Raw genomic sequence first — 22,885 nt, 5'->3', positions numbered from 1 at the left:
TCCTCGCGTACGGGATGGGACGGTTGACGGCGGTGCTCATACCTGCGCGGCCTCCTCGTCCCGGGTGACCACGGCCCGGTAGGCCGGCTCGGTGCGCATCAGTTCGCGGTGCCGCCCGGCCGCCACCACCCGCCCCTCCCGCAGCAGCACCACCCGGTCGGCCCGGTCGAGCAGCAGCGGACTGGTGGCGAACACCACGGTGGTGCGCCCGGCCCGGGTGTCCCGCAGGCCGGCGGCGATCCGGGACTCGGTGTGGGCGTCCACCGCGCTGGTGGGCTCGTCCAGCACCAGGACGGGCGGGTCGGCCAGCAGCGCGCGGGCCAGGGCGAGCCGCTGGCGCTGCCCGCCGGAGAGCGAGCGCCCGCGTTCGGTGATCCGGGCCCGCATCGGGTCGCCCTCGCAGTCCGGCGAGCCGTCCACCAGCGCCTCCAGCACGTCCTCGGAGCGGGCCGCGGCGAGCGCGTCCGCGACCGGAACCCGGCCGGAGGAGGGCACGTCCAGCAGTTCGGCCAGCGTGCCGGAGAGCAGCACCGGCTCCTTGTCGTGGACCAGCACCGCCGCCCGGGCCTCGGCCAGCGGCACGGTGTCCAGCTCGGTGCCGCCGAGCCGCACCGAGGGCAGGGCCCGCTCGCCCTCGGCCAGCGGGACGTGGCCGCCGAGCCGCTCGGCGAGCGCCCCGGCGAAGTCCGGGTCCCCGCAGACCACCGCGGTCAGCTCGCCGGCCCGGACGGTCAGCCCGGTGGTCGGGTCGTGCAGGTCGGACCGGCCCGGACCGGTCAGCACGCCGTCGGCCCCGCCACTGGTCCGGCTGAGCGAGAGCACCCGCACGGCCCGCCCGGCGGAGACCCGGGCGACGCTCCAGGCGTGCGCCGCCTCGCCCAGGATCCGCAGCGGTGCGGCCAGGAAGGCGGTCGCGCCGTACACCCCGATCAAGGTGCCCACGCCGAGCTCGCCGGAGGCCGCCAGCCGGGCGCCGTACCACGTCACCCCGACCACGAACAGCCCGGGCAGCAGCACCTGTTGGGCCTGCATCAGCGACCACAGCCGGGCCGAGCGGACGGCCGCCGCCCGGACCTTCTGGGAGGCCGCCCGGTACCGCTCCAGGAAGAGGTCCTCGCCGCCGATGCCGCGCAGCACCCGCAGCCCGGCCACCGTGTCGGCGGCCAGCTCGGTCGCCTTGCCGCCGAGCTCGCGCTGCTCGGTGTAGCGCCGCTCGAACGGCCCGATCAGCGGCCACACCGAGGCCGCCAGCACCGGGACGCCGAGCAGCACCCCGATCCCGAGCACCGGTTCGACCACCAGCACCACCGCGCTGACGGCCAGCCAGACGATCACCGCGGCCCGGACCCGGGCGACCAGTTCGACGTACCAGCCGATCCGCTCGACGTCCCCGCTGCCGACCGCGACCACCTCGCCGGTGGCGATCCGCCGGGACAGCCCGGCACCCAGGTGCGAGGCCTGCCCGGCGACCAACTGCCGCACGTGGCAGGCGGCGTGGATCCAGTTCCAGACCGCCTGCCGGTGCAGCAGCACGGTGCCGACCGAGGCGGTGGCGGCCAGCAGCAGGGCCAGCGCGCCGGCCCGCCAGATCCCGCCGGCGTCACCGTCGACGGCGGCCTGGACGCCGCGCCCGAGCGGCACCGGCAGGGCGGCCTGGGCGCCCATCTCGATCAGCGCCCAGCAGGTGGCACGGACCTGCCCGCGCCGCTGGGCGCGCTGCAGCCAGCGCAGGAAGGCCAGGGGCGAGGAGAGGTCGGGACTGCCGGGGTCGGCCAGCGGCAGTGGGGTGAGCGGCATGACACTCCGATGCGAGGGGTGCGAGGGGTGCTAGGGGTGCGGATGGTGCGAGGTGTGCAAGACGTGCGCGGGGCGCGGGAGTACGGGAGGCACGGGCGGCCCGCGGTCGCGCGGGAACGGACACCCGGAGGCGCGGCGCGACGGCGCGGCGACATCGGCGCGTCCGGCGGCGGGCGGCCGGACGGGCAGCGCATGGGTACGAAGGACCCGGATCTCAGGAGGTCATGTCCGCGAGCCTGCCAAGCCCACTGTGATCCACGCAACAGGTTTTCCGCCGCCCCCGCCGCACGCCCGCCGCACGCCCTGGCGCGCACCCCCGTGGCACGGGCCCGGCGCACGCCACGCCGTCGTAAAGCTTCCCCAAAGATTCGCCCGAACGGCGGGAACAATCGTGCCGGGGCACCGGTTGCCCCCTCTGGAAACAACGGACGACCAGGAAGGCACCCCTTCCCGTGAGCAACATCCCCAGCGTCACCCTGAACGACGGCGCTCAGATCCCCCAGCTCGGCTTCGGCGTGTGGCAGGTCGAGGACGCCCGGGCCACCCCCGCCGTGCGCGAGGCGATCGCGGCGGGCTACCGCTCGATCGACACCGCGGCGATCTACGAGAACGAGGCCGGCACCGGCGCGGCCGTCACCGAGGCACTGGCGGGCGGCCTGGCCCGCGAGGACCTCTACGTCACCACCAAGCTGTGGAACTCGGGCACCCGCGACTGGTCGGGCGAGCAGGGCCGCGACGCGGTGCTGCGCGAGTTCGACGCCTCGCTGGACAAGCTCGGGCTCGACTACCTCGACCTGTACCTGATCCACTGGCCGCGCCCGATGCACGGCACCTTCCTGAACGTCTGGAAGGCCCTGGAGCAGTTGAAGGAGGGCGGCCGGGTCAAGTCGATCGGCGTCTCCAACTTCGGCCAGGAGCAGCTGACCCGCCTGCTGGACGAGGCCTCGGTCGTCCCGGTGCTGAACCAGGTCGAGCTGCACCCGTACTTCCCGCAGGAGGAGCTGCGCGCCTTCCACGCCGAGCACGGCATCGCCACCGAGGCGTGGAGCCCACTGGGCCAGGGCGGGGAGCTGCTGGCCGAGCCGGCGCTGGTGGAGATCGCCGGGAAGCACGGCCGCACGGTCGCCCAGGTGGTGCTCCGCTGGCACCTGCAGAGCGGCGTGATCGCCATCCCGAAGTCGGTCACCCCGTCCCGCATCCGGGAGAACCTGGACGTCGCCGGCTTCGAGCTGGACGCCGAGGACCTCGCGGCGATCGCGGGCGTGGCCACCGGCAAGCGGATCGGCCCGGACCCGCAGGGGTTCGACTGGAACTGACGGGCGCCGCGGGGGCGCCGGCCGACCAGGCCCGGCGCCCCCGACAACGACGACAGCGATCCTGACTGTCGGTCATATCGAAGTACCGCTCATTCCGGAGAGGGACGAGCGGTACTTCGGCGTGCCCGGATTCACCGACCCCGACCATCGGTCGCTACCGACGGCCGTGGGCCTCAGGAGACTTGGTGAATCGTTTTGGCTGTTGTTACCAAAGCTTGGGCTAGAGCCTGGCCGCCTTGGCGATGAGCGCGAGCGCCGTCGCGTGCTCCTCCTCCGCGAGCGAAGCGAGCAGCAAGCGCTGGACTTCGGCCACTCCGGCGGCCGAGCGGTGCAGCAGGTCCTGACCCGCCGGTGAGAGCGAGAGCAGGTTGCGCCGCCCGTCCGAGGGGTCGCGCCGGCGCTGCACCAGACCGCGGCGCACCAGCCGGCTGACCATCTCGGCCATCGTGGCCTTGTCCAGCGAGGCCAGCTCGCCGACCGTGCGCTGGTCCGCGCCCGGCTCCAGCTCCAGCGCGTCCAGCACGGCGTACTGCGGGGCCGTCAGGTCCGCGCCGACGTGCTCCGACCAGAGCTTGGTGTGCACCTGCTGGCCGACCCTGATCAGGTAGCCGATCGCCCGCTGGGCGTCCAGTATCGGCCGCGCGTCGGTGAAGACGGCCACGGCCGCGGGTTCCAGCCTGGCTATCTTGGCCATCACCCGGACGATTTCGACCTGCTCGTCCGGCGTGAGCGGCTCGAACAGCACCCGCTGGACGCGGACCACACCACCGGTGGCCTCGCGCACCGCCTGGGCACCGCTCTGCGAGAGGGCGAGCAGTTTGCGCCGGCCGTCGGCCGGGTCGCGCCGTCGCAGCACGAGGCCGCGGCGGACCAGCCGCGCGACCATCTCCGCCATCGTGGCCTTGTCCAGCGAGGCTCGCTCGCCGACGGTCCGCTGGTCCGCCCCCGGTTCGAGGGCGAGGACCAGCAGGACCGCGAACTGCGGAGCCGTGAGATCGGCTCCGACGTGCTCGGACCACAGACGGGTGTGAACCTGCTGTGCAACGCGAATGAGGTGTCCGGGCGACTGCTGCAGTCGCGCGGACACGCGGGTTGTCGGGATCTCCCCCAGCACCATGTATCCGTCCCGATGTCACACCCGGTGTGTGTGGGACACCCGGGTGGGGCAGTAACGGCGAGTGGGCGTCCAGCTATGAGGGAGGGCGCTCCAGCCGTGCAGCCGGTGGCTGCTGGCGGACACTATACAAACGGCAGGCCCTTGCTGGCAGGCAGGGGCGGATAGTAGACGCAGGTTCGGCAACATTGGCATATTTACGCGCTGCCACACCCTTGCAGTAACCCGTTCTCAGCAGAAAGCCGACCGGTCGGTCCTTACCGACCGTCACCTGCGCCTCTCCACCCTGGCCGCCTCCCCTACCCGCCGGTAGGGTATGGGCACCCTCCCCGGGGCCACTCCCCCGGAGGCACCCCGAGAGAGACGAGAGCGAGCATGACCGAGCAGAGCACCGCCACCCGGGTGGCGGTCGTCACCGGCGCCGCCCGCGGCCTCGGCGCCGCCACGGCCGTCCGACTGGCCGCCGACGGCTACGCGGTGGCCGTCCTGGACCTGGACGAGGCCGCCGGCAAGGACACCGTCGACCGGATCACCGCCGCCGGCGGGCGCGCGCTGGCCGTCGGCGCCGACGTCGCGGACGCCGAGCAGGTCCAGGCCGCCGTCGACCGCGTGGCCGCCGAGCTCGGCGCCCCCGTCGTGCTGGTCAACAACGCGGGGGTGCTCCGCGACAACCTGCTCTTCAAGATGTCCGAGTCCGACTGGGACACGGTCATGAACGTCCACCTCCGCGGCGCCTTCCTGATGACCCGCGCGGTGCAGAAGCACATGGTGGACGCCGGCTTCGGCCGCATCGTCAACCTGTCCTCCTCCTCCGCCCAGGGCAACCGCGGCCAGGCCAACTACTCGACCGCCAAGGCCGGCCTCCAGGGCTTCACCAAGACTTTGGCCATCGAGCTGGGCAAGTTCGGCATCACGGCCAACGCGGTGGCCCCCGGCTTCATCGCCACGGACATGACGGCGGCCACCGCCGCCCGGGTCGGCATGGACTTCGAGGACTTCAAGCGGGCCGCGGCCTCCCAGATCCCGGTCCAGCGCGTCGGAGAGCCCGAGGACGTCGCCAACACCATCTCCTTCCTCGCCGGCGAGGCCGCCGGCTTCGTCTCCGGCCAGGTGATCTACGTCGCGGGTGGCCCCCTCGACTGAGCACTGAACCTACACAGGGTTACCACGGAGTGGGAAGCCGGTCGAACCGGCCGCCCACTCCGTTTTCTTTACCGGGGCTTTTGCAGAATCATTCGAAGACCACACGGGCATTCGATCCAGGAATAGCGGAAATCACTCCCCGGGTCGCCCGGGGCAGCCCCAATTGTCGATTTCCCGGGAAAATGACAATTCCCTCAGGAATGGCCTCGCCCAGATGGGTATGGTCACCCCGTGCAATCCAGAAGTACCGCCGCTCGCATTCCGCGACAGGGGCCGGATCGCCGCACCGCCGACCGCCGGGAGCTCCCCCGCCCCGACCGCGGCGAGCCCGGCTGGCCACCGATGAGCCGCCGCCGGGCCGCCCTGTTCGCCGCCACCCTCGCCGCCTACCTGCTCGTCCTGGCCGGCGTCCTGCTCAACACCGACCTGGTCGACCTCGACTGGTCGGTGCGCCTGCTCCGCCCGTACGAGCGGTGGCCCAGCCTGGAGCCGCTGCTCGACACCTGGGTGATCGCCGGGCAGCGCGGACCCAGCGCCATCGCCGCGTTCGCCTGGCTGCTCTGGCGCGCCCACCGCCTCGGGCGGCTGCGCCCGCTGCTGGTGATGGGCGTCGCCCTGCTGCTCCTCAACATCACGGTCGGCGCCGTCAAGATCCTCACCGGCCGGCTCGGACCGCACTACGCCCAGTACGTCGGCTCCCCCGAGCTGTTCTCCGGCGGCACCATCTTCCCCTCCGGCCACACCGCCAACGCCGTGGTGACCTGGGGCGTGCTCGCCTACCTCGCGGTCCGCTGGCAGCGCACCGGCGCGCTGATCGCCGCCGCCACCGCCTGCTCGATCGGCCTGACCACCGTCTACCTGGGCACCCACTGGGTCTCCGACGTGCTGGCCGGCTGGGCCGCCGGGCTGCTGGTGCTGCTCTCCCTGCCCCTGCTGGAGCCGCTGCTCGCGGTGGCCGAACAACGGCTGCACCGCCGGTTCGCACGCTGAACCCCGCCACCGCCGCCGCCACCACCGACGCCGCCGCCGCCGCGAGCGGGCGCTACCCCTCCCAGCTGCGCTCCACCACACCGTCCCGCACCGCGAGGTTCAGCCGCCCCTCCCGGTACTCCATGGTCATCAGCTGCCCCGGTTCCAGCACCCGGACCGAGGCCCAGCCGTGCCGCCGGGCCAGCTCCCGGGCCCGCTCGATCCGCAGCCCCGCGTAGCCCTCGGCGTCCTCCCCCGTCGTGCCCGCCCCCACGGCGTCCGCACCCGTCACAGCGCCTCCCCGGCTCTCCCCCTCGGACGTACGCTGGAATCGTAGCCCCCACCCGCGCGGCCCGGAGGTGAACGCGCATGCGTGCCACGACGCCGCGGCGGTGGCGCAGCGGCACCGAGCCGGCCACCGCCCGCAGCGACCTCAAGCTCCGCTACCTGCTGTCGCTGACCTTCACCCCGCTGTTCGCCCTGGGGACGGCCGGCTTCGCGTACTGGGCGGCCTCCTCCCCGGTGGACGGCGCCCCCGGCCGGGGCACCCTGACCGGCTTCGCCGTCGCCCTCGGGCTGCTCACCCTGTTCGCCGTCGTCGATCTCGTGGTGGTCATCCGGCGCCGCCGGACCGAGCTCTGACGCGGTGTCTCCCACGGAGTGGGAAGCCGGCCGGGCCGACTTCCCGCTCCGAGCCGCGGGCGGGAGCGGGAAGAGGGGCCCTACCGGTTGCCGACCGCCTGCTTCACCAGCGTCCGGCCGAAGTCCCACATCAGGCCGTTGCCCCGGTGGGCCTCGTCCATGATCTCGGTGAACGCGTCGACGAACCGGTCCACGTCCCGGTCGGTGATGATCAGCGGCGGGATCAGCTTGATCACTTCCAGGTGGTCCCCGGACACCTGGGTCAGGATCCGGTGCCGCTGCAGCAGCGGGACGACCACCATCTGCGCGAACAGCCCCTTGCGCGCGGCCTGGAGGGCCGTCCAACCGGTGCGCAGCTTCAACGACCTGGGCCGGCCGAACTCGATGCCGATCATCAGCCCGCGACCGCGCACCTCGGCGAGCAGCTCGTACCGGTCGATCAGGGCCGTCAGCCGCTCGCGGAAGCGGTCGCCGACCTGCCGGGCGTTCTCCACCACCTTCTCCTCGCGCATCACCTCCAGGGTCGCCAGCCCGGCCGCCATCGCCTGGGCGTTGGACCCGAAGCTGGCCGAGTGCACCAGCACCCGGTCCATCGAGGAGTACACCTTCTCGAAGATCCAGCTCTTGCCGAGCGTGGCCCCGACCGGCACGTACCCGCCGGAGAGCGCCTTGGCCGCGCACACCAGGTCCGGCAGCACGCCCTCCTCGTGCTGGTAGGCGAAGAACGCGCCGGTGCGGCCGATCCCGGTCTGCACCTCGTCGCAGATCAGCAGCGCCTTGTGCTCGTGCAGCAGCGCCTGGGCCGCCCGCAGCCAGCCGGGCGGCGGCGCCTGGACGCCCTTGCCCTGGATCGGCTCGACGATCAGCGCGGCGACGTCCCCGCGCTTCAACTCCTTGGCCAGCGCCCCGATGTCGCCGAGCGGGATGGCGGTGTCCGGCAGCAGCGGGTCGAAGCCCTTGCGGAAGCCGCTCTCCCCGTTGACGGACAGCGATCCGGTGGTCAGCCCGTGGAAGGCGTGGTCGGCGTAGAGGACGCGCCGGCGGCCGGTGGCGTACCGGGCGAACTTCAACGCGGTCTCCACCGCCTCGGTGCCGCTGTTGCCGAAGAACACCCGGTCCAGTCCGGGCGCGTACGAGAGCAGCCGCTCGGCCAGCAGCCCGGGCAGCGGCGAGCAGTCGAAGCGGACCAGGTCCGGCAGGTCCAGGTCCATCACCTGCCGGACCGCCGACCGCACCACCGGGTGGTGCCGGCCGAGCGCGAAGATGCCGAAGCCGGCCAGCATGTCGAGGTACTCGTTGCCCTCGGCGTCGTAGAAGTACTGGCCCTGCGCCCGCTCGTAGTACTTGTCGAAGCCGATGGTGCGGAGCATCCGCGGCAGCTGCGGGTTGAGGTGGCGGCTGTGCAGCTCGTACCGCTCACCGCCGCGTTCGGCGAGGAGGGCGGCGAGGTCGAAGGCGGGGCGGTCGGGGTCAGCCGGCATGGCGCGGGTTCGCTCCTCGGGTCGGTAGCAGGTTCTTGGCGAAGACGGCGGTCTGGGCCGCGACCCCGGTGCCGGTCAGGCCGGTCTCCTCCAGGATCTCGCCGCGGGCGGCGTGGCCGAGGAACTCCTGCGGCAGGCCGAGCACCCGCACCGGGACGTCCACGTCGGCGTCGCGCAGCGCCTGGGCGACGGCCGAACCGACGCCGCCGGTGCGGCCGCCGTCCTCGACGGTGACCACCAGCCGGTGGGCGGCGGCGAGCCGGGCCAGGGCCGGATCGACCGGTTTGACCCAGCGCGGGTCGACCACGGTCGCGGTGAAGCCCTCGGCGAGCAGCAGCCGGGCGGCGTCCAGGCAGGCGGAGGCGGTGACCCCGACGGCCACCAGCAGGATCTCCGGCGCCGGTCCGGTGCGCAGCAGCACGTCTGTCCCGCCGATCCGTTCGACCGCCTCGACGACCGGCCCGACGTTGCCCTTGGGGAAGCGGACCACGGTCGGCGCGTCCTCGACCTCGACGGCCTCCCGCAGCTGGGCCCGCAGCTGCTCGGCGTCGCGCGGCGCGGCGAGCCGCAGCCCGGGGACGACCTGGAGCACGGACAGGTCCCACATGCCGTTGTGCGAGGCGCCGTCCGAACCGGTGACCCCGGAGCGGTCGAGCACGAAGGTGACGCCCAGCCGGTGCAGCGCGACGTCCATCAGGACCTGGTCGAAGGCCCGGTTCAGGAAGGTCGCGTAGACCGCCACCACCGGGTGCAGCCCGCCGGTGGCCAGGCCCGCCGCGCTGGTGACGGCGTGCTGCTCGGCGATCCCGACGTCGAAGGTCCGGTCCGGGTACGCCTTGGCGAACGGCGCCAGCCCGACCGGCTGGAGCATCGCCGCGGTGATCGCCACCAGGTCGGGCCGCTCGGCGCCGAGCGCGAGCAGCTCCTCCCCGAACACCGAGGTCCAGGAGACCCCGGCGCTGGGCGAGATCGGCAGGCAGGTGTACGGGTCGATCGGGTTGACGGCGTGGAAGCGGTCCGCCTCGTCCTGTTCGGCGGGCCGGTAGCCGCGCCCCTTGACGGTCAGGCAGTGCACGATCACCGGGCCGCCGAAGTTCCGGGCCTGCCGCAGCGCCTGCTCGACCGCGCCCAGGTCGTGGCCGTCGATCGGGCCCAGGTACTTGAGCCCGAGGTCCTCGAACATGCCCTGCGGGGCGAAGGCGTCCTTGAAGCCCTTCTTGGCGCCGTGCAGCGCGTCGAAGATCGGCTGGCCGACCAGCGGGGTGCGCTGCAGCGCCTCCTTGCCGAGCGCGAGGAAGCGCTCGTAGCCCTGGGTGGTGCGCAGGGTGGCCAGGTGGTGGGCCAGTCCGCCGACGGTCCTGGCGTAGGAGCGCTCGTTGTCGTTGACGACGATGACCAGCGGCCGGTCGCGGGCCTCGGCGATGTTGTTCAGCGCCTCCCAGGCGAGTCCGCCGGTGAGCGCGCCGTCGCCGATCACCGCGACGGTGTGCCGGTCGTACTGGCCGAGCAGCTGGGTGGCCTTGGCGAGCCCGTCGGCGTAGGAGAGCGCGGTGGAGGCGTGCGAGTTCTCCACCAGGTCGTGCTCGGACTCGGCCCGGGAGGGGTAGCCGGACAGGCCGCCCTTCATCCGTAGCCTGGAGAAGTCCTGGCGGCCGGTGAGCAGCTTGTGGACGTAGCTCTGGTGGCCGGTGTCGAAGACGATCCGGTCGTACGGCGAGTCGAAGACCCGGTGCAGCGCGATGGTCAGCTCCACCACGCCGAGGTTGGGCCCGAGGTGGCCGCCGGTGCGGGTGACGGCGTCGATCAGGAAGTCGCGGATCTCGTCGGCGAGCAGCGGCAGTTCGGCGGCCGGGAGCTTGCGCAGCTCGGCCGGGGACGTGACGCGGGAGAGCAGTGACATGGGTACACCTCACGACTCGGAGCGGTGCGGTGGTGCCTCCGCCCACCGGGGCGGGGCCGGCCCGGGCACGACGGCCCGGGCCGGACGGGAGCTCAGGACGCGGGATGGCTGCGGTACCGGGCGGCCCGGCCCGGGCTCAGCGCCCCCGGTTGGAGCTGACGGTCTCGGTGATGGCGCGCAGCGACTGCTGGAGCGAGCCCATGGTGGCCAGGACGGCGGTCGGCTCGTAGCCGCAGTGGGCCATGCAGTTCTCGCAGCGCGGGTCCTTGCCGCGCCCGTACTTGCTCCAGTCGGTCTTCTCGACCAGCTCGCGGTAGGTGGGCACGTAGCCGTCGGCCATCAGGTAGCAGGGCCGCTGCCAGCCGAACAGCGAGTAGTTGGGGATGCCCCAGGGGGTGCACTCGAAGTCGGCCTTGCCCTCCAGGAAGTCCAGGAAGAGCGGGCTGTGGTTGAGGCGCCACCGCTTCCGGTTGCCCCCGGCGAAGGCCTTTCGGAAGAGCTCCCGGGTCTGCTCGACGCCGAGGAAGTGCTCCTGGTCGGGGGCCTTCTCGTAGGCGTAGGCCGGGGAGATCATCATCTCGTCGACCTTGAGCTCGTCGTTCAGGAAGTCCAGGACGTCGATGACGGTCTGCGGGGTGTCGGTGTTGAAGAAGGTGCTGTTGGTGGTGACCCGGAAGCCGCGCCGCTTGGCCTCCTTGATCGCCGCCACCGCCTCGTCGAAGGTGCCCTCCTTGGCCACCGACTCGTCGTGCCGCTCGCGCAGGCCGTCGATGTGCACGGCGAAGGTGAAGTACGGCGAGGGCTTGAACTTGTCCATCTTCTTGCGCATCAGCAGCGCGTTGGTGCAGAGGAAGACGTACTTGCGGCGCTCCACCAGCTGTCGGACGATCTCGTCGATCTGCGGGTGCATCAGCGGCTCACCGCCGGCGATCGAGACCATCGGGGCACCCGACTCCAGGACCGCGCCGACCGCCTGGGCGACCGGCATCCGCTGCTTGAGCACACCCGCCGGGTGCTGGATCTTGCCGCAGCCCTCGCAGGCGAGGTTGCAGGCGAACAGCGGTTCGAGCTCGACGATCAGCGGGAACTTGTCCCGTCGCTTGAGCAGCTTCTGCTGCATCAGGTAGGTGCCGACCCGCACGGTCTGGCGCAACGGCATGGCCATGGCTAGCTCGCCTCCTGGGGGAGCGTCGAGGATGTGGGGTGGTTCAGGACTGCGGAGCGGGTGTCGAGCTCCTGCCGGTACCAGTCGACCAGGGCGGGTACCGCCGCCCGCAGGGTCCGCCAGGCGCGCACCCCGGCCGGGAGCGTGCCCGGCCGCAGCAGCTCGTGCTCGGGGGTGTCCACCACCACCCGCAGCACGGCCACCGGCAGCGCCGGGCGCACCTCCCGCAGTGCGGCCAGCACGGCGGCGGCCTCCATGTCGACGGCCAGCGCCCCCTGGAGGTGCAGGGCGCGCCGCTCGATGCCGCGCACCACGTGGTCGGCGGTGTGGTGCACCCCGGTGTGCGCGGTCAGGCCGTGTTCCTTGAGCGCCCGGGCCAGCTCCGGCCCGGAGTCGACCGGGTAGAGGTGGCCCTCGGCGTCGCGCACGCCGTCCGCGGCCACCACCTCGCCCGGCGCCACTCCCGGCCCGACCGCGGCGCCGAATCCGGCCACCACGACCGCGCCGTAGCCGCCCGGGGCGGAGCCGAGCAGGCGCCGTACGGCCGTCCCGGCGCGCCGTCGGCCGACCCCGGTGCGCACCAGCACCGGGGGTCCGCCGGCCGAGCCGCGCCAGTCGCCGCCGCGCAGGGCCCACACCTCGGGGCCCAGCGCGCAGAGCACCAGCAGCGGGGCGGTGGTCACCGGTTCGCCCCGATCGACGGCGTGCCGCCCGGCCGCACCATCCCGGGGCCGCCGTTGAGGTAGCGGCCGAGCGCGGTGACCGGGAAGACCAGCCGGTACAGGTGGTAGTTGATGGAGAAGTCCCACGGGAAGCCGGTCCCGGTGAACTGCGGCTCGTCCCAGGTGCCCTCGGGCAGCTGGGTGCGCACCAGCCACTCGACCCCGCGCTCCACCGCCGGGTTGGAGCGGCCCTCCGGGCCCTCGCCCGCCGCGAGCAGCGCCATCAGCGCCCACGCGGTCTGCGAGGCGGTGGAGTCGCCGCGCCCGGCCCAGCGCGCCGGGTCGTCGTAGGAGCGCATGTCCTCGCCCCAGCCGCCGTCGGTGTTCTGCCGGTCCTCCAGCCAGCGCACCGCCCGGCGGATCGCCGGGTGCTCGTCCGGGACGCCGGCCGCGACCAGGGCGGGCAGCACCGAGCCGGTGCCGTAGATGTAGTTGGTGCCCCAGCGGCCGAACCAGGAGCCGTCCGCCTCCTGGTCGCGCAGCAGCCACTCGATGCCGCGGCGGGTGCGCGGGTCCCGGGCCCGGCCGGTCTCGGCGAGCATCTCCACCACGTGGGCGGTGACGTCCGCGGACGGCGGGTCGACCACCTCGCCGAAGTCGCAGAACGGCAGCTTGTTCGGCAGCAGGCTGGTGTTGTCGACGTCGAAGGCGCCCCAGGCGCCGTTCTTGGACTGCATGCCGAGGTTCCACAGCACGCCCCGGTCCACTGCCGCGTCGACCTTGGCCTGGTCGGGGTGGGCGACCCGGCGCAGCGCCAGCACCACCTCGGCGGTGTCGTCGATGTCGGGGTAGGTCTCGTTCTCGAACTCGAAGGCCCAGCCGCCGGCCGGCAGGGCGGGCCGCTGGACGGACCAGTCGCCGCGCTTGCGGATCTCCTCGCCGAGCATCCAGTCGACGGCGCTGACCAGGGCCGGGTGGTCGGCCGGGACGCCGGCGTCGACCAGCGCGATGGTGGCCAGGCAGGTGTCCCAGACCGGGGACTGGCAGGCCTCCATCCAGCGCATGCCGTCCTCGGTGTGCACGGTGAAGCGGTCGAAGGAGGAGAGCCCGGCCTTCATCACCGGGTGCTCCAGCTCGTAGCCCTCCAGGTGCAGCGCGATCAGCGAGTAGACGGCGGGCGGCTGGATGCCGCCCCAGCAGCCGTCGGCCTCCTGCCGTTCGACGATCCAGCGGCAGGCCTGGGCGACGGCGAGCCGGCGCAGCGGCCGGAAGGCCCGGCGGTGGTAGGCGTGCAGCAGCTTGTCGAGGCGCTCGAACAGGCCGTCCCAGCTGGTGGCGGGGGCGAGCGGCCGGTCGGGGTACGGGTGGTCCGGGTCGGTGTGCAGCTCGGTGATCGCGAAGGGGGCCGGACGGACCGGGCGGTGCGAGGAGACCACGGTCAGCGGGACGATGGTCTGCCGGGCCCAGCAGCCGAAGGCGTAGATGTTCAGCGGCAGCCACTTGGGCAGGAAGATGATCTCGGGTGGCATCTCGGGCAGGCGGTCCCAGGACCACCAGCCGAAGAGCGCGAGCCAGATCCGGGTGAACACCCGGGCGGCCGCGATGCCCCCGGCGGAGCGGACGTAGCGCGCGGCGGCCAGCATGTGCGGGGCGTCCGGGTCGTCGCCGGCGAGCTTGAGGGCGACGTAGGCCTCGACGGTGGTGGAGAGTTCGGGCGGTCCGCCGTGGAAGGTGGCCCAGGTGCCGTCCTCCCGCTGCTGGGAGCGGATCCACTCGGCGGTGGCCCGGGTCTGCTCCTCCGTCCTGATGCCCAGGAACTGGCGGAGCAGTAAGTCCTCGGCGTCCATGGTGACGTTGGTCTCCAGGTCGCCCTTCCACCAGCCCTCGGAGGACTGCAGCGAGAGCAGGTGGGTGGTGGCGCGCGCGAGGGCCTCGCGCGCGTCGCCGGGCTGCCGGTCCGCCTCACCGGCCGGCCGGGGCCGGTCGGTGTCCTCGGGCTGCCACCGCCCCGCACCCAGCAGGGTCGGGGGGCGGTCGCCCACCGCGACCGGCTCGGAATCGTACTCAGGGTCGAGCCGGCCGTCCGCGGTTGCTGTCAACGTAACGTCACCTCTCTCGTACCACCACGAATTCGGCGAGTGCGACGAAGTGCTCGCGCACCTCGTCGGACATGGGCACCTCGTCCAGGGCGGCGAGGGCAGTCGTGTGCTGGCGGCGGGCCTCCTCCTGGGTCCAGGCCCGGCCGCCGGCCTCCTCGATCAGCGCGGCCCGGGCGGCGAGCTCGGGCTCGCCCTCCTCGCCCCGGCCCTTCGGGTCCGCGAGCTGCTCGGCCAGCCGGCGCGAGGCGGCGCCGCCCTCGGCGAGCGCCGCGGCGACCGGCAGGGACTTCTTGCGCTGGCGCAGGTCGCCCCAGTGCGGCTTGCCGGTGACCTCGGTCGCGCCCCAGATGCCGAGCAGGTCGTCCACCGCCTGGAAGGCCAGGCCCAGGTGGTGGCCGTAGCGCTGGAGGGCGTCCGAGACCTTGTCGTCGGCCCCGGCCAGGACGGCGCCGATCGCCGAGGCGGCGGCCAGCAGGGCCGCCGTCTTGCCGCCCTCCATCTCCAGGCACTCGGCGACGGTGACGCTGTCGCGCTGTTCGAAGGCGACGTCCATGGCCTGGCCGTCGATCAGTCTGCGGGTCGCGGTGGTGAGCAGCCGGACGGCGCGCGCGGCGTCGGTGGGGCTCGCGCCGCCGGTCACCCCGGCGTCGAGCAGCACCTCCGTGCCGAGCGTCGCCAGGGCGTCGCCGACCAGGATCGCCTGGGCCGGGCCGAAGACCGTCCAGGCGGTGGCCCGGTGCCGTCGGGTCTCGTCACCGTCCATCAGATCATCATGGAGCAGGGAGAAGTTGTGCACCAGTTCAACGGCGACCCCGCCGGGCACCCCGACCTCGGGCGCCGCACCGGCCGCCTGGGCGGACAGCAGGGCCAGCGCGGGGCGCACGGCCTTGCCGCCGTCGCCCTCCACCGGGGTGCCGTCCCGGTCGATCCAGCCGAAGTGGTACGCGGCGACGGTGTCCATCGGTGCGGCCAGACGGGCGACGGTGGCCCGTAGCGGCGGGGCGCAGAGCGTCCGGCTGCGGGCCAGCAGCTCCGGCACCGAGACCGGTTCGGCGTGCGCCGTGCCTCCGACGGCGATGCCGGTGCGTGACTCCACGTGCGTTCCCTCTCCCTCGTGGTGCCGGACCGCACGGGGCGGCCGGGTACTGTCGGTGCGGCTGGTGTCGAAGCGGGCGGCGCCGAAGCGGGTGGTGCCGCGGCGCTCGGTGTCGGTACGGCCGATGGGGCCGACGGTACGCCCGTCGGCTCTGGCGGGCTCTCCGGCCGCAGGCCCCGCCGTCACCTGGGCCACCGCCCGTCGCCCCGGTCCACCGGCACCCTGGCACCGGCCGCGGCCAGCGCGGCGTCGGCGGCGGCGTGGCCGCTGCGCACCGCGCCCTCCATGGTCGCGGGCCAGCCGGTGGCGGTCCACGCGCCGGCCAGCAGCAGGCCGGGGACGCCGGTCGTGGCCCCGGGCCGCAGCGCGGCGCTGCCGGGCGCCCCGTCGAAGGTCGCGGTGCGCTCCCGGGTGACGAAGAAGTCCAGCACCTCGGCGCCGGCGGCGGCCGGCAGCAGCCGGGCCAGCTCGGGCAGGTAGCGCTCGCGCAGCTCGGCGACCGGCAGGTCGATCTCGTCCTGGACGGCGGACTGGGACAGCGCCAGGTACTGGGCGCCGGGGTGGGCGCGGCCGATCGGGGTACCGGCCAGCCCGGAGTGGGTGGTGCGGTCGAAGACCCACTGGACCGGGCTGCCGAGCGCGGCGAAGAACGGCCGGCGCAGCACCTTGCGGTCGTAGACCACGTGCACGTTGAGGATCGGCGTGGTGCCGAAGTCCTCCAGCCGGTGGGGGACGGCGCCCGGCGGCAGCAGGGCGGCCGCGGTGTCCTGGGCGCCGGCCAGCACCACGGTGTCGGCGGTGAGCAGCTCGCCGGTGCCCGACTGGCCGCCCTCCAGCCGGACGGCGTGCTGGGGCGCGGCCGGCTTGAGCTCCGCGACCCGGGCGCGCAGCAGCACCCGCACGCCGGCGCGTTCCAGCTCGGCGAGCGCCCGGTCGTGGTGGATAGCGCCGAGCGGGACGGCGGCGATGCCGATGTCGGAGGCCCCCGGGTCGGAGAGCAGCCCGGTCTTGAAGACCATCGCGGCGAGCGCCAGGGACACCTGGTCGGCCCGGGCGTTCAGGGTGGCGACGCCGACCAGGTCCCAGAGCGCGGCCGTGGTGGCGGCGTTCTGCCCGTTGCGGCGCAGCCACTCGCCGAAGGAGAGCCCGTCCAGCGCCGGGTCGGCGAGGTCCAGGCCCTTGAGGGCGAGCGCGCCGCGGACCACCCGGGCGCGGTCGGCCGGGGACAGGTGCGGGTAGCGGGCGAGGCTGCCGGCCAGGTGCAGCGGGACGGGCAGGCCGGCCCGCCGCAGGCGGCCGAGGGTCCGCACCGGGGCCCCGGCGGGGCCGGTGACGGAGAGCACCGGGACGTCCAGCCGGTCCTGGAGGTGGGTCATCCGGGTGGCGCCCAGGCGCTCCAGCAGCCCGCGGTAGGCGGTGCAGCAGCGCAGGAAGACGTGCTGGCCGTTGTCGACGGTCAGGTCGCCGCGCTGGAAGGAGAAGGCCAGGCCGCCGAGCCGGGGGCGCCCCTCGGCGAGGGTGACCCGGTGGCCGGCCTCGGCCAGCCGCAGGGCGGTGGTGATCCCGGCCAGGCCGCCGCCGACCACGACGGCGGCCGGGCGCGCGGCATCGGCTCGCCCGGTCATCGGCCCTCCCCCTCGCAGTCGCCGGACCGCCCGGCGACGGTCGCTGCCGCCGGCGCGCTCACGGCCGGCGCCGCGGTCGACACGGCGCCACCCTGATGTGATTCCCCGCTGACACAGCGTGACAGAACCGTGGCGAGAATCAAGAACGCCCCCCGGCGAGCCCGGAAAGCGCCACGTACGCCTTCTCCCAGCCCGGGAGCGACACCCGGCCGCGCAGCACCGACTCCGGGTCGGCGGCGATCCGGCCGAGCAGCCGGTGGTAGATCCCGGCCATCGCGGCGGTGCAGGCGCGGCTGCGGCGGTCGAGCAGGGGCAGCAGCCGCAGGCCCTCCTCGAAGGCGGCCTGGGCGCGGGCGGCCTCGAAGGCCACCAGCCCGGTGAAGTCCGCGCCGACCGGCGGCTTGGGCAGCGCGAAGCCCTGCTCGCAGCCGAACCTGGCCAGGTCCTCGGTGGGCAGGTAGGTGCGGCCGGTCAGGGCGTCCTCGCGCAGGTCGCGCAGGATGTTGGTGAGCTGCAGGGCCAGGCCCAGGGTGTCCGCGTACTGCGCCCCGCGCTCCGGGTCCTCGCAGCCGTAGACGCCCAGCGAGAGCCGGCCGATGGCGCCGGCCACGCAGCGGCAGTAGACCTTGAGCTCCTCGTAGGTCTGGTACTCGGCGCCCTTGAGGTCCATCTCCACGCCGTCGATCAGCTCGTCGAAGCCGCCGAGCGGGATCGGGAAGCGCCGGGCCGCGTCGGCCAGGGCGACCTTGATCGGGTCGGTGTCGTCCTCGGCGACCGCCCCGGAGCGGACTTCGTCCACCAGCTCCCGGGTGCGCACCAGGGCCTCGGCCTTGCGGTCGGCCGGGAGGTCGCCGTCGCCGATGTCGTCCACCCGGCGGGCCAGCGCGTACAGGGCCGACATGGCCAGTCGCTTGGGCTCGGGCAGCAGGCGGATGCCGTAGCTGAAGTTGCGTGCCTGCAGTCCGGTGACTGCCTCGCAGTACCGGTACGCCGCCATGACCGGGGCCGACGCCAGTGGTGATGCCGCCACTCGGGCGTTCACCTTCCCTTCGCGAAGATGGCCGCCGCCTTCGCTGCGAGGCGGCGCTTGTCCGGCTTCGCCTGCCGGGCGAGCACGTCGTACCCGGCGTCCTCGACGGCCGCCAGGGCCGCGTAGCCGCCTGCGGTGAATCCCGCCAGGAGCAGTCGAAGCCTTCCCCGAACCGTACCTACCAATGGTGCGCCGCGGTCGAGCAGGGTGCGGGCCCGTTCGGCCTCGAAGGCGATCAGTTCCCGGACCGCACCGGTCGCGGTGGGTTCGGCGAGCTCCTCCTCGGTGACGCCGAAGCGCTCCAGGTCCTCGGCGGGGAGGTAGATCCGGCCGCGCGAGAGGTCCTCGGCCACGTCCTGGAGGTGTTCGACCAGCTGGAGGGCGGTGCAGATGGCGTCCGAGAGGGCGATCCGCTCGGGGGTGGAGACGCCGGCGATGGACAGCACCAGGCGGCCGACCGGGTCGGCGGAGAGCGTGCAGTAGCCGACCAGGTCGTCGTAGGTGGCGTAGCGGGCGGTGGTCTGGTCCACCCGGTTGGCCTCGATCAGACGGCGGAACGGCTCGGGCGTCAGGCCGTGCCGGTCGACCAGCGGGACGAGGGCGCCCAGCAGCGGGTGCCGGGGCTGCTCGGCACCGGCGGAGCGCAGCGCGGTCTCGAACACCCGGTCGAGGTCGCGCTCCAGCCCGTCGAGCAGGGCGAGCCGGAAGGAGACCTCCGCCGGGCCCGGCGGGCCGGACTGGGCCGAAGGAGTGGCGGGGGGCCGCTGCTCGATCCCCAGCAGGCCCGCGGTGGCGGCCGGATCGGCCAGGTCGCCGTCGCCGGAGTCGTCGACCAGCCGGGCGAAGCCGTAGACCGCCATCAGGTCGTCGCGCCAGGCCGCGGGCAGGAAGAAGGGGGCGACCGGGAAGTTCTCCGCGCCCGCCTTCTCCAGGGTCTGTCCCGCGGAAGGGTTCACCGGCGTATCTCTGGGCTGGGCCGAAGCCGACACTGCAGTCACTCCCCCGTTCTACACCGCTCGGTACCACCGGTCCGACTCGGACACGCGTCCGAGCGCGGGCGTCACGTACGGCACACCGCCCCCGCGCCCCCAGCCTGACACCACGCGCCGCGCCCGAGAAGAGCGCCCCGCCCGGCGCACGGTGGCGCTCACCCCCGCGGCGGCGGGCCACCCGGGGTAGCGGCGCACGCCGAAGGGCCGGCTCCGGGGTGTTCCCGGAGCCGGCCCTGGAGTGCCGGGGCCCTGCGGTGCCAGGCGCTGCGACGGCTGGGCGTTACGGGCGCTCGCCGCGCTCGTAGCGGCCGACGACCTCGTCGGTCGGGCCGTCCATGACCAGCTCGCCGGCCTCGATCCAGATGGTCCGCTCGCAGACCTCGCGGATCGAGTTGTTGTCGTGGCTGACCAGGAAGACCGTACCGGCGGAGCCGCGCAGCTCGTCGATGCGCTTCTTGCTGCGCTGCTGGAAGGCCTGGTCACCGGTGGCCAGGGCCTCGTCGATCAGCAGCACGTCGTGGGTCTTGGCGGCGGCGATGGAGAAGCGCAGCCGGGCGCCCATGCCGGAGGAGTAGGTGCGCATCGGCAGGGAGATGAAGTCCCCCTTGTCGTTGATCCCGGAGAACTCGACGATGTCCTGGTAGCGCGCCCGCACGTCGGCCGGCGACATCCCCATCGCCAGGCAGCCCAGGACGACGTTGCGCTCGCCGCTCAGCTCGTTCATCAGGGCCGCGTTGACGCCCAGCAGCGAGGGCTGGCCGTTGGTGTAGATGCCGCCCTTCTCGGTCGGCAGCAGGCCCGCGATGGCGGCCAGCATGGTCGACTTGCCGGAGCCGTTGGAGCCGATCAGACCGACCGCCTCGCCCTTGTAGGCGGTGAAGCTGATGCCCTTGACCGCGTGCACCTCGCGCACGCCGGAGGAGCGCTTGCGGCTGATGATGCGGCTCAGCGCCGAGGTGGCGCTGCCCTTGCCGGAACCGGCGCCGTGCACCCGGTAGACGATGTGCACGTCGTCGACGACGACGGTGGGCTCGCGGGCGATCTTGGTGTCGGCCACGGCGTCGCGCTTGCTCAGGTCGGTGTCAGCCACGGCCGTACTCCTCCTCGGCCTTCCAGAAGAAGACGTATCCGATGACGAAGATCCCGACCGCCCAGGCGATGCCGTAGGTCCACTGGTGCGGCGGCAGCGACTGGTGCGCGGGCAGGTGCTTGTTGTAGATCACCGGCGCGAAGGCGTGCCGGAGCAGGTCCATGTAGACCGAGGCCGGGTTGACGGCCATGATCGTCTGGAGGTAGTGCGGCCAGGTCGAGACCTTGTCCTGGATGCTGAACATCACGCCGGACAGGAACATCCAGGCCCGCATCACGAACGGGATCAGCTGGGAGATGTCGCTGGTCTTGGAACCGATCCGGGCGAAGATCAGCGAGACGCCGATGTTGAACAGGGTCTGGAGGAACAGCGCCGGGACGATCAGCAGCCAGGTCTTGCCGGGGGTGATGCCGGCGGCCAGCACGGTGATGACCAGCACCACCATCGAGATCAGCAGCTGCTGGAGCTGGATCACGGTGAAGGCGATCGGCAGGCTGGCGCGCGGGAAGTGCAGCGCGCGGATCAGGCCGAGGTTGTCGGAGATCGCCCGGGTGCCGGACTGCACCGCGTTCTGGGTGAACTGGAAGACGAAGACGCCGATGCAGAGCCAGGCGATGTAGGTGTTCGGCGGGAAGTTGTCCTTGCTCTTCAGGATCACGCCGAAGACCAGGTAGAACACGCCGCAGTTGAGCAGCGGGGTCACGACCTGCCAGAGCTGCCCGAGCTTGGCGTCGGTGTACTGGGCCACCAGGCGGGCGGTGGCGAAGGCCCAGATGAAGTGGCGCCTGGCCCAGAGCTGCTTGGTGTAGGCGAACAGACCGGGGCGGGCACCGCTCACCGACAGACCGTACTTGTCCGCAAGCTGCTTCGGGGTCAGGCCCGCGTCCGCCCCCCTCGGGGCTGAGAGGCTGACGGGTTCACTCACTGTCGACACATTCGTCCTTCGCGCGGGATCGGTCGGAGCGGCCGGTCGGCGGGGGTCCGCCGGCCTTGCGCCGATGGGGATCCTGGGGTCACGGGGGGGGTTCCGGCCGGTGTGTGGTCACCGGCCACGGCGATCGATCCTCTGATCCAATCAGATGATCGGAGGACGTCCCATCCTGGTCAGTCGCCAGACGGTACGCCATCGCATGGGCTTCCGCGGACCGCAGGGTTCGCGGAAGCCCGCCCGGAAACCGCTCAGCCAGGCCTTCAGCCCCTCCGCGGAGGGACGTCGGGCCAGGGTCAGCAGAAACCAGGTTCCCAGATAGAGAGGCACCAACGGGGCCGGAAGGTTCCGCCTCGCGAGCCAGACCCTGTTACGGGCCACGTTGTGGAAGTAGGCGGCGTGCCGGGCCGGCGAGGTGGCGGGGTGGTGCAGCACCACGTCCGCCCGGTAGTCGATGGCCCAGCCCGCGTCCAGGGCGCGCCACGCGAGGTCGGTCTCCTCGTGGGCGTAGAAGAACTCGGCCGGCAGCTGCCCGGCCTGCTCGAACACCTTGCAGCGCACGGCGCTCGCGCCGCCCAGGAAGGTGGTCACCCGGGAGGAGCGCATCGGGTCGCTGGCGCGCAGCCGGGGGACGTGCCGGCGCTGGGTGACGCCGGTGTCCGGGTCCTCGATCCGGAAGGAGACGATGCCCAGCTCCGGGTCGGCGGTGAAGGCCTCGCGCAGCAGGCGGGCGGAGTCGGTGCGCGGCAGCAGGCCGTCGTCGTCCAGGAAGAGGACGGCGTCCACCTCCCGGCCGTCCGGCCCGAACAGCTCGATGCCGACGTTGCGCCCGCCCGGGATGCCCAGGTTCTCCGGCAGCTCGACGCTGCGCACGCCGGCCGGCAGCGACGGCAGCTTCGCGCCCTGGCCGACCACGGCGAACTCGACCTCCGGGCCCTCCTGGGCGCGGACGGAGTCGATCAGGGCGTTGAGCTCGGCGGGCCGGTTGCCCATGGTGATGATGACGACGCCGAGGCGGAAGTTCTCCGCGGTGGTGGAGGACGTGGAAGTGGTCATCGGAGCCTGCTCGAAAGGACGATGCTCAGCAGGTGCAGCACGGTCTGCAGCATGGCGATGGCCGCCAGCACCACGACCGCGATCCGGGTGAAGAACAGTCCGCCGTGGACCGCGTCGGCGATCCCGGCCGCCAGGATGAACAGCGAGGCCTCGACCGCGCCGACCAGGCGGTGGAACTTGAGCAGCGAGGCGGCCCGGCGGGCCTTGGCCACCGAGGCGGACCGCGGCACCGAGGCGCTGTCCTCGACGGCCGTCAGGCCGCTGCGGGCGCGGGCCACGTCCACCAGGTCCGTCTCGGACTTGATCAGGATCGCGCCGAGCGCGGCCAGCGTGCCCAGGAACGCCCACTCCCAGTGCGAGCCGCCGCCCTCGCGGTGCAGCAGGTCGGTGGCGCGCAGGCCGAGGCCGGTCAGCAGGGCCGCCTCGGACATGTAGTGCCCGACCCGGTCCAGGTAGACGCCGGTGAGCGAGGTCTGCCGGCGCCAGCGGGCCACCTCGCCGTCCACGCAGTCCAGCAGCAGGTAGACCTGGATCAGCAGCGCGCCCAGGACGGCGCCGGTGATGCCCGGCACGACCAGGGCGGCACCGGCCAGGATGCCGGTGAGCATCATCAGGTAGGTCAGGCCGTTGGGCGTGATCGCCGTCATGGTGGACAGCACGCGGGTGATCCGCAAGGAGATCTTCCGCATGTAGAGGCGCCCGGCCCAGTGCTCGGCGCTGCGGCGCTGGAGCATGCCCTCCGGGTGGATCACCGCCCGCAGTTCCTCGATCGAGGGCCGG

Annotated in this window: 20 protein-coding genes; 4 read left to right on the top strand and 16 right to left on the bottom strand. The window is 73.2% G+C overall.

The genetic code is table 11. The features are described from left to right. Positions 1–36 precede the first annotated feature (36 nt). Positions 37–1,797, bottom strand: a complete 1,761-nt coding sequence (locus ACFXOZ_RS11650; protein ID WP_380589601.1) for an ABC transporter transmembrane domain-containing protein — start codon at positions 1,795–1,797, stop codon at positions 37–39. Positions 1,798–2,249: 452 nt separating this feature from the next. Here ACFXOZ_RS11650 and ACFXOZ_RS11645 point away from each other — a divergent pair, with 452 nt between their 5' ends. Continuing rightward, positions 2,250–3,113: an aldo/keto reductase gene (locus tag ACFXOZ_RS11645; protein ID WP_380589598.1), complete on the top strand. Its 864-nt coding sequence runs from the start codon at positions 2,250–2,252 to the stop codon at positions 3,111–3,113. A 220-nt stretch (positions 3,114–3,333) separates the two neighbouring features. Here ACFXOZ_RS11645 and ACFXOZ_RS11640 read toward each other — a convergent pair whose 3' ends face one another. Further along, positions 3,334–4,200, bottom strand: coding sequence for a MarR family winged helix-turn-helix transcriptional regulator (locus tag ACFXOZ_RS11640; RefSeq protein ID WP_375885276.1), 867 nt, complete (start codon positions 4,198–4,200; stop codon positions 3,334–3,336). Between the two features lie 402 nt (positions 4,201–4,602). Between ACFXOZ_RS11640 and fabG the strand changes: the two genes are divergently transcribed. Both fabG and ACFXOZ_RS11630 read left to right on the top strand, forming a co-directional pair. Beyond that, complete coding sequence (gene fabG / locus ACFXOZ_RS11635; RefSeq protein WP_380522623.1) at positions 4,603–5,370, top strand: 3-oxoacyl-ACP reductase FabG; 768 nt, start codon at positions 4,603–4,605, stop codon at positions 5,368–5,370. A gap of 231 nt (positions 5,371–5,601) precedes the next feature. Next, positions 5,602–6,360 (top strand): phosphatase PAP2 family protein, encoded by a 759-nt coding sequence (locus ACFXOZ_RS11630; RefSeq protein WP_375885269.1) that lies wholly within the window; start codon positions 5,602–5,604, stop codon positions 6,358–6,360. Between the two features lie 52 nt (positions 6,361–6,412). Here ACFXOZ_RS11630 and ACFXOZ_RS11625 read toward each other — a convergent pair whose 3' ends face one another. After that, entirely contained in the window at positions 6,413–6,631 is a 219-nt protein-coding gene (locus tag ACFXOZ_RS11625; RefSeq protein ID WP_375885266.1) for an I78 family peptidase inhibitor, read from the bottom strand. 77 nt (positions 6,632–6,708) lie between these two features. On the opposite strand from ACFXOZ_RS11625, the gene ACFXOZ_RS11620 reads away from it, so the two are divergent. Next, positions 6,709–6,981: a DUF6343 family protein gene (locus ACFXOZ_RS11620; protein ID WP_380589595.1), complete on the top strand. Its 273-nt coding sequence runs from the start codon at positions 6,709–6,711 to the stop codon at positions 6,979–6,981. 80 nt (positions 6,982–7,061) lie between these two features. On the opposite strand, the gene ACFXOZ_RS11615 is transcribed toward ACFXOZ_RS11620, so the two are convergent. From ACFXOZ_RS11615 to ACFXOZ_RS11555, 13 genes are all read right to left on the bottom strand, one after another. Continuing rightward, positions 7,062–8,462, bottom strand: coding sequence for an aspartate aminotransferase family protein (locus ACFXOZ_RS11615; RefSeq protein ID WP_380522621.1), 1,401 nt, complete (start codon positions 8,460–8,462; stop codon positions 7,062–7,064). Next, on the bottom strand, positions 8,452–10,362 hold the full coding sequence (gene dxs, locus ACFXOZ_RS11610; RefSeq protein ID WP_380589592.1) for a 1-deoxy-D-xylulose-5-phosphate synthase: 1,911 nt from the start codon (positions 10,360–10,362) through the stop codon (positions 8,452–8,454). Before dxs ends, ACFXOZ_RS11615 begins: the two co-directional genes overlap by 11 nt. Positions 10,363–10,498: 136 nt before the next feature. Beyond that, entirely contained in the window at positions 10,499–11,527 is a 1,029-nt protein-coding gene (gene hpnH / locus ACFXOZ_RS11605) for an adenosyl-hopene transferase HpnH (protein WP_360238793.1), read from the bottom strand. A 2-nt stretch (positions 11,528–11,529) separates the two neighbouring features. Further along, the gene (locus ACFXOZ_RS11600; RefSeq protein ID WP_380400457.1) at positions 11,530–12,210 is read right to left on the bottom strand and encodes a 1-hydroxy-2-methyl-2-butenyl 4-diphosphate reductase; all 681 of its coding nucleotides are present in this window, start codon (positions 12,208–12,210) and stop codon (positions 11,530–11,532) included. Then, positions 12,207–14,288: a squalene--hopene cyclase gene (gene shc, locus ACFXOZ_RS11595; RefSeq protein WP_380589589.1), complete on the bottom strand. Its 2,082-nt coding sequence runs from the start codon at positions 14,286–14,288 to the stop codon at positions 12,207–12,209. Before shc ends, ACFXOZ_RS11600 begins: the two co-directional genes overlap by 4 nt. Positions 14,289–14,295: 7 nt before the next feature. Then, on the bottom strand, positions 14,296–15,384 hold the full coding sequence (locus ACFXOZ_RS11590) for a polyprenyl synthetase family protein (RefSeq protein ID WP_375885251.1): 1,089 nt from the start codon (positions 15,382–15,384) through the stop codon (positions 14,296–14,298). A gap of 182 nt (positions 15,385–15,566) precedes the next feature. After that, positions 15,567–17,009, bottom strand: a complete 1,443-nt coding sequence (gene hpnE, locus ACFXOZ_RS11585) for a hydroxysqualene dehydroxylase HpnE (protein ID WP_380589586.1) — start codon at positions 17,007–17,009, stop codon at positions 15,567–15,569. Positions 17,010–17,148: 139 nt separating this feature from the next. Further along, the gene (gene hpnD / locus ACFXOZ_RS11580; RefSeq protein ID WP_375885318.1) at positions 17,149–18,006 is read right to left on the bottom strand and encodes a presqualene diphosphate synthase HpnD; all 858 of its coding nucleotides are present in this window, start codon (positions 18,004–18,006) and stop codon (positions 17,149–17,151) included. 41 nt (positions 18,007–18,047) lie between these two features. After that, positions 18,048–18,995: a squalene synthase HpnC gene (gene hpnC / locus ACFXOZ_RS11575; RefSeq protein ID WP_380522616.1), complete on the bottom strand. Its 948-nt coding sequence runs from the start codon at positions 18,993–18,995 to the stop codon at positions 18,048–18,050. A gap of 316 nt (positions 18,996–19,311) precedes the next feature. Then, positions 19,312–20,121: an ABC transporter ATP-binding protein gene (locus ACFXOZ_RS11570; protein ID WP_375885244.1), complete on the bottom strand. Its 810-nt coding sequence runs from the start codon at positions 20,119–20,121 to the stop codon at positions 19,312–19,314. Further along, entirely contained in the window at positions 20,114–21,055 is a 942-nt protein-coding gene (locus ACFXOZ_RS11565) for an ABC transporter permease (RefSeq protein WP_375885242.1), read from the bottom strand. Before ACFXOZ_RS11565 ends, ACFXOZ_RS11570 begins: the two co-directional genes overlap by 8 nt. A gap of 141 nt (positions 21,056–21,196) precedes the next feature. Further along, positions 21,197–22,105, bottom strand: a complete 909-nt coding sequence (locus ACFXOZ_RS11560) for a glycosyltransferase family 2 protein (protein ID WP_375885241.1) — start codon at positions 22,103–22,105, stop codon at positions 21,197–21,199. Then, positions 22,102–22,839: a CDP-alcohol phosphatidyltransferase family protein gene (locus ACFXOZ_RS11555; RefSeq protein WP_375885317.1), complete on the bottom strand. Its 738-nt coding sequence runs from the start codon at positions 22,837–22,839 to the stop codon at positions 22,102–22,104. Before ACFXOZ_RS11555 ends, ACFXOZ_RS11560 begins: the two co-directional genes overlap by 4 nt. Between the last annotated feature and the right edge of the window lie 46 nt (positions 22,840–22,885).

The organism is Kitasatospora sp. NPDC059160, assembly GCF_042755465.1.
Lineage (GTDB): Bacteria > Actinomycetota > Actinomycetes > Streptomycetales > Streptomycetaceae > Kitasatospora.
This window is presented reverse-complemented; position numbering and strand designations above follow the sequence as displayed.

Bases quoted from the DNA above. Each gene is read 5' to 3' on its own strand.
- ACFXOZ_RS11650 (WP_380589601.1), bottom strand. From the start codon at position 1,797: ATGCCGCTCACCCCACTGCCGCTGGCCGACCCCGGCAGTCCCGACCTC.
- fabG (WP_380522623.1), top strand. From the start codon at position 4,603: ATGACCGAGCAGAGCACCGCCACCCGGGTGGCGGTCGTCACCGGCGCC.
- ACFXOZ_RS11620 (WP_380589595.1), top strand. From the start codon at position 6,709: ATGCGTGCCACGACGCCGCGGCGGTGGCGCAGCGGCACCGAGCCGGCC.
- ACFXOZ_RS11615 (WP_380522621.1), bottom strand. From the start codon at position 8,462: ATGCCGGCTGACCCCGACCGCCCCGCCTTCGACCTCGCCGCCCTCCTC.
- dxs (WP_380589592.1), bottom strand. From the start codon at position 10,362: ATGTCACTGCTCTCCCGCGTCACGTCCCCGGCCGAGCTGCGCAAGCTC.
- hpnH (WP_360238793.1), bottom strand. From the start codon at position 11,527: ATGGCCATGCCGTTGCGCCAGACCGTGCGGGTCGGCACCTACCTGATG.
- hpnE (WP_380589586.1), bottom strand. From the start codon at position 17,009: ATGACCGGGCGAGCCGATGCCGCGCGCCCGGCCGCCGTCGTGGTCGGC.
- hpnD (WP_375885318.1), bottom strand. From the start codon at position 18,006: ATGGCGGCGTACCGGTACTGCGAGGCAGTCACCGGACTGCAGGCACGC.
- ACFXOZ_RS11560 (WP_375885241.1), bottom strand. From the start codon at position 22,105: ATGACCACTTCCACGTCCTCCACCACCGCGGAGAACTTCCGCCTCGGC.
- ACFXOZ_RS11555 (WP_375885317.1), bottom strand. From the start codon at position 22,839: ATGCTCCAGCGCCGCAGCGCCGAGCACTGGGCCGGGCGCCTCTACATG.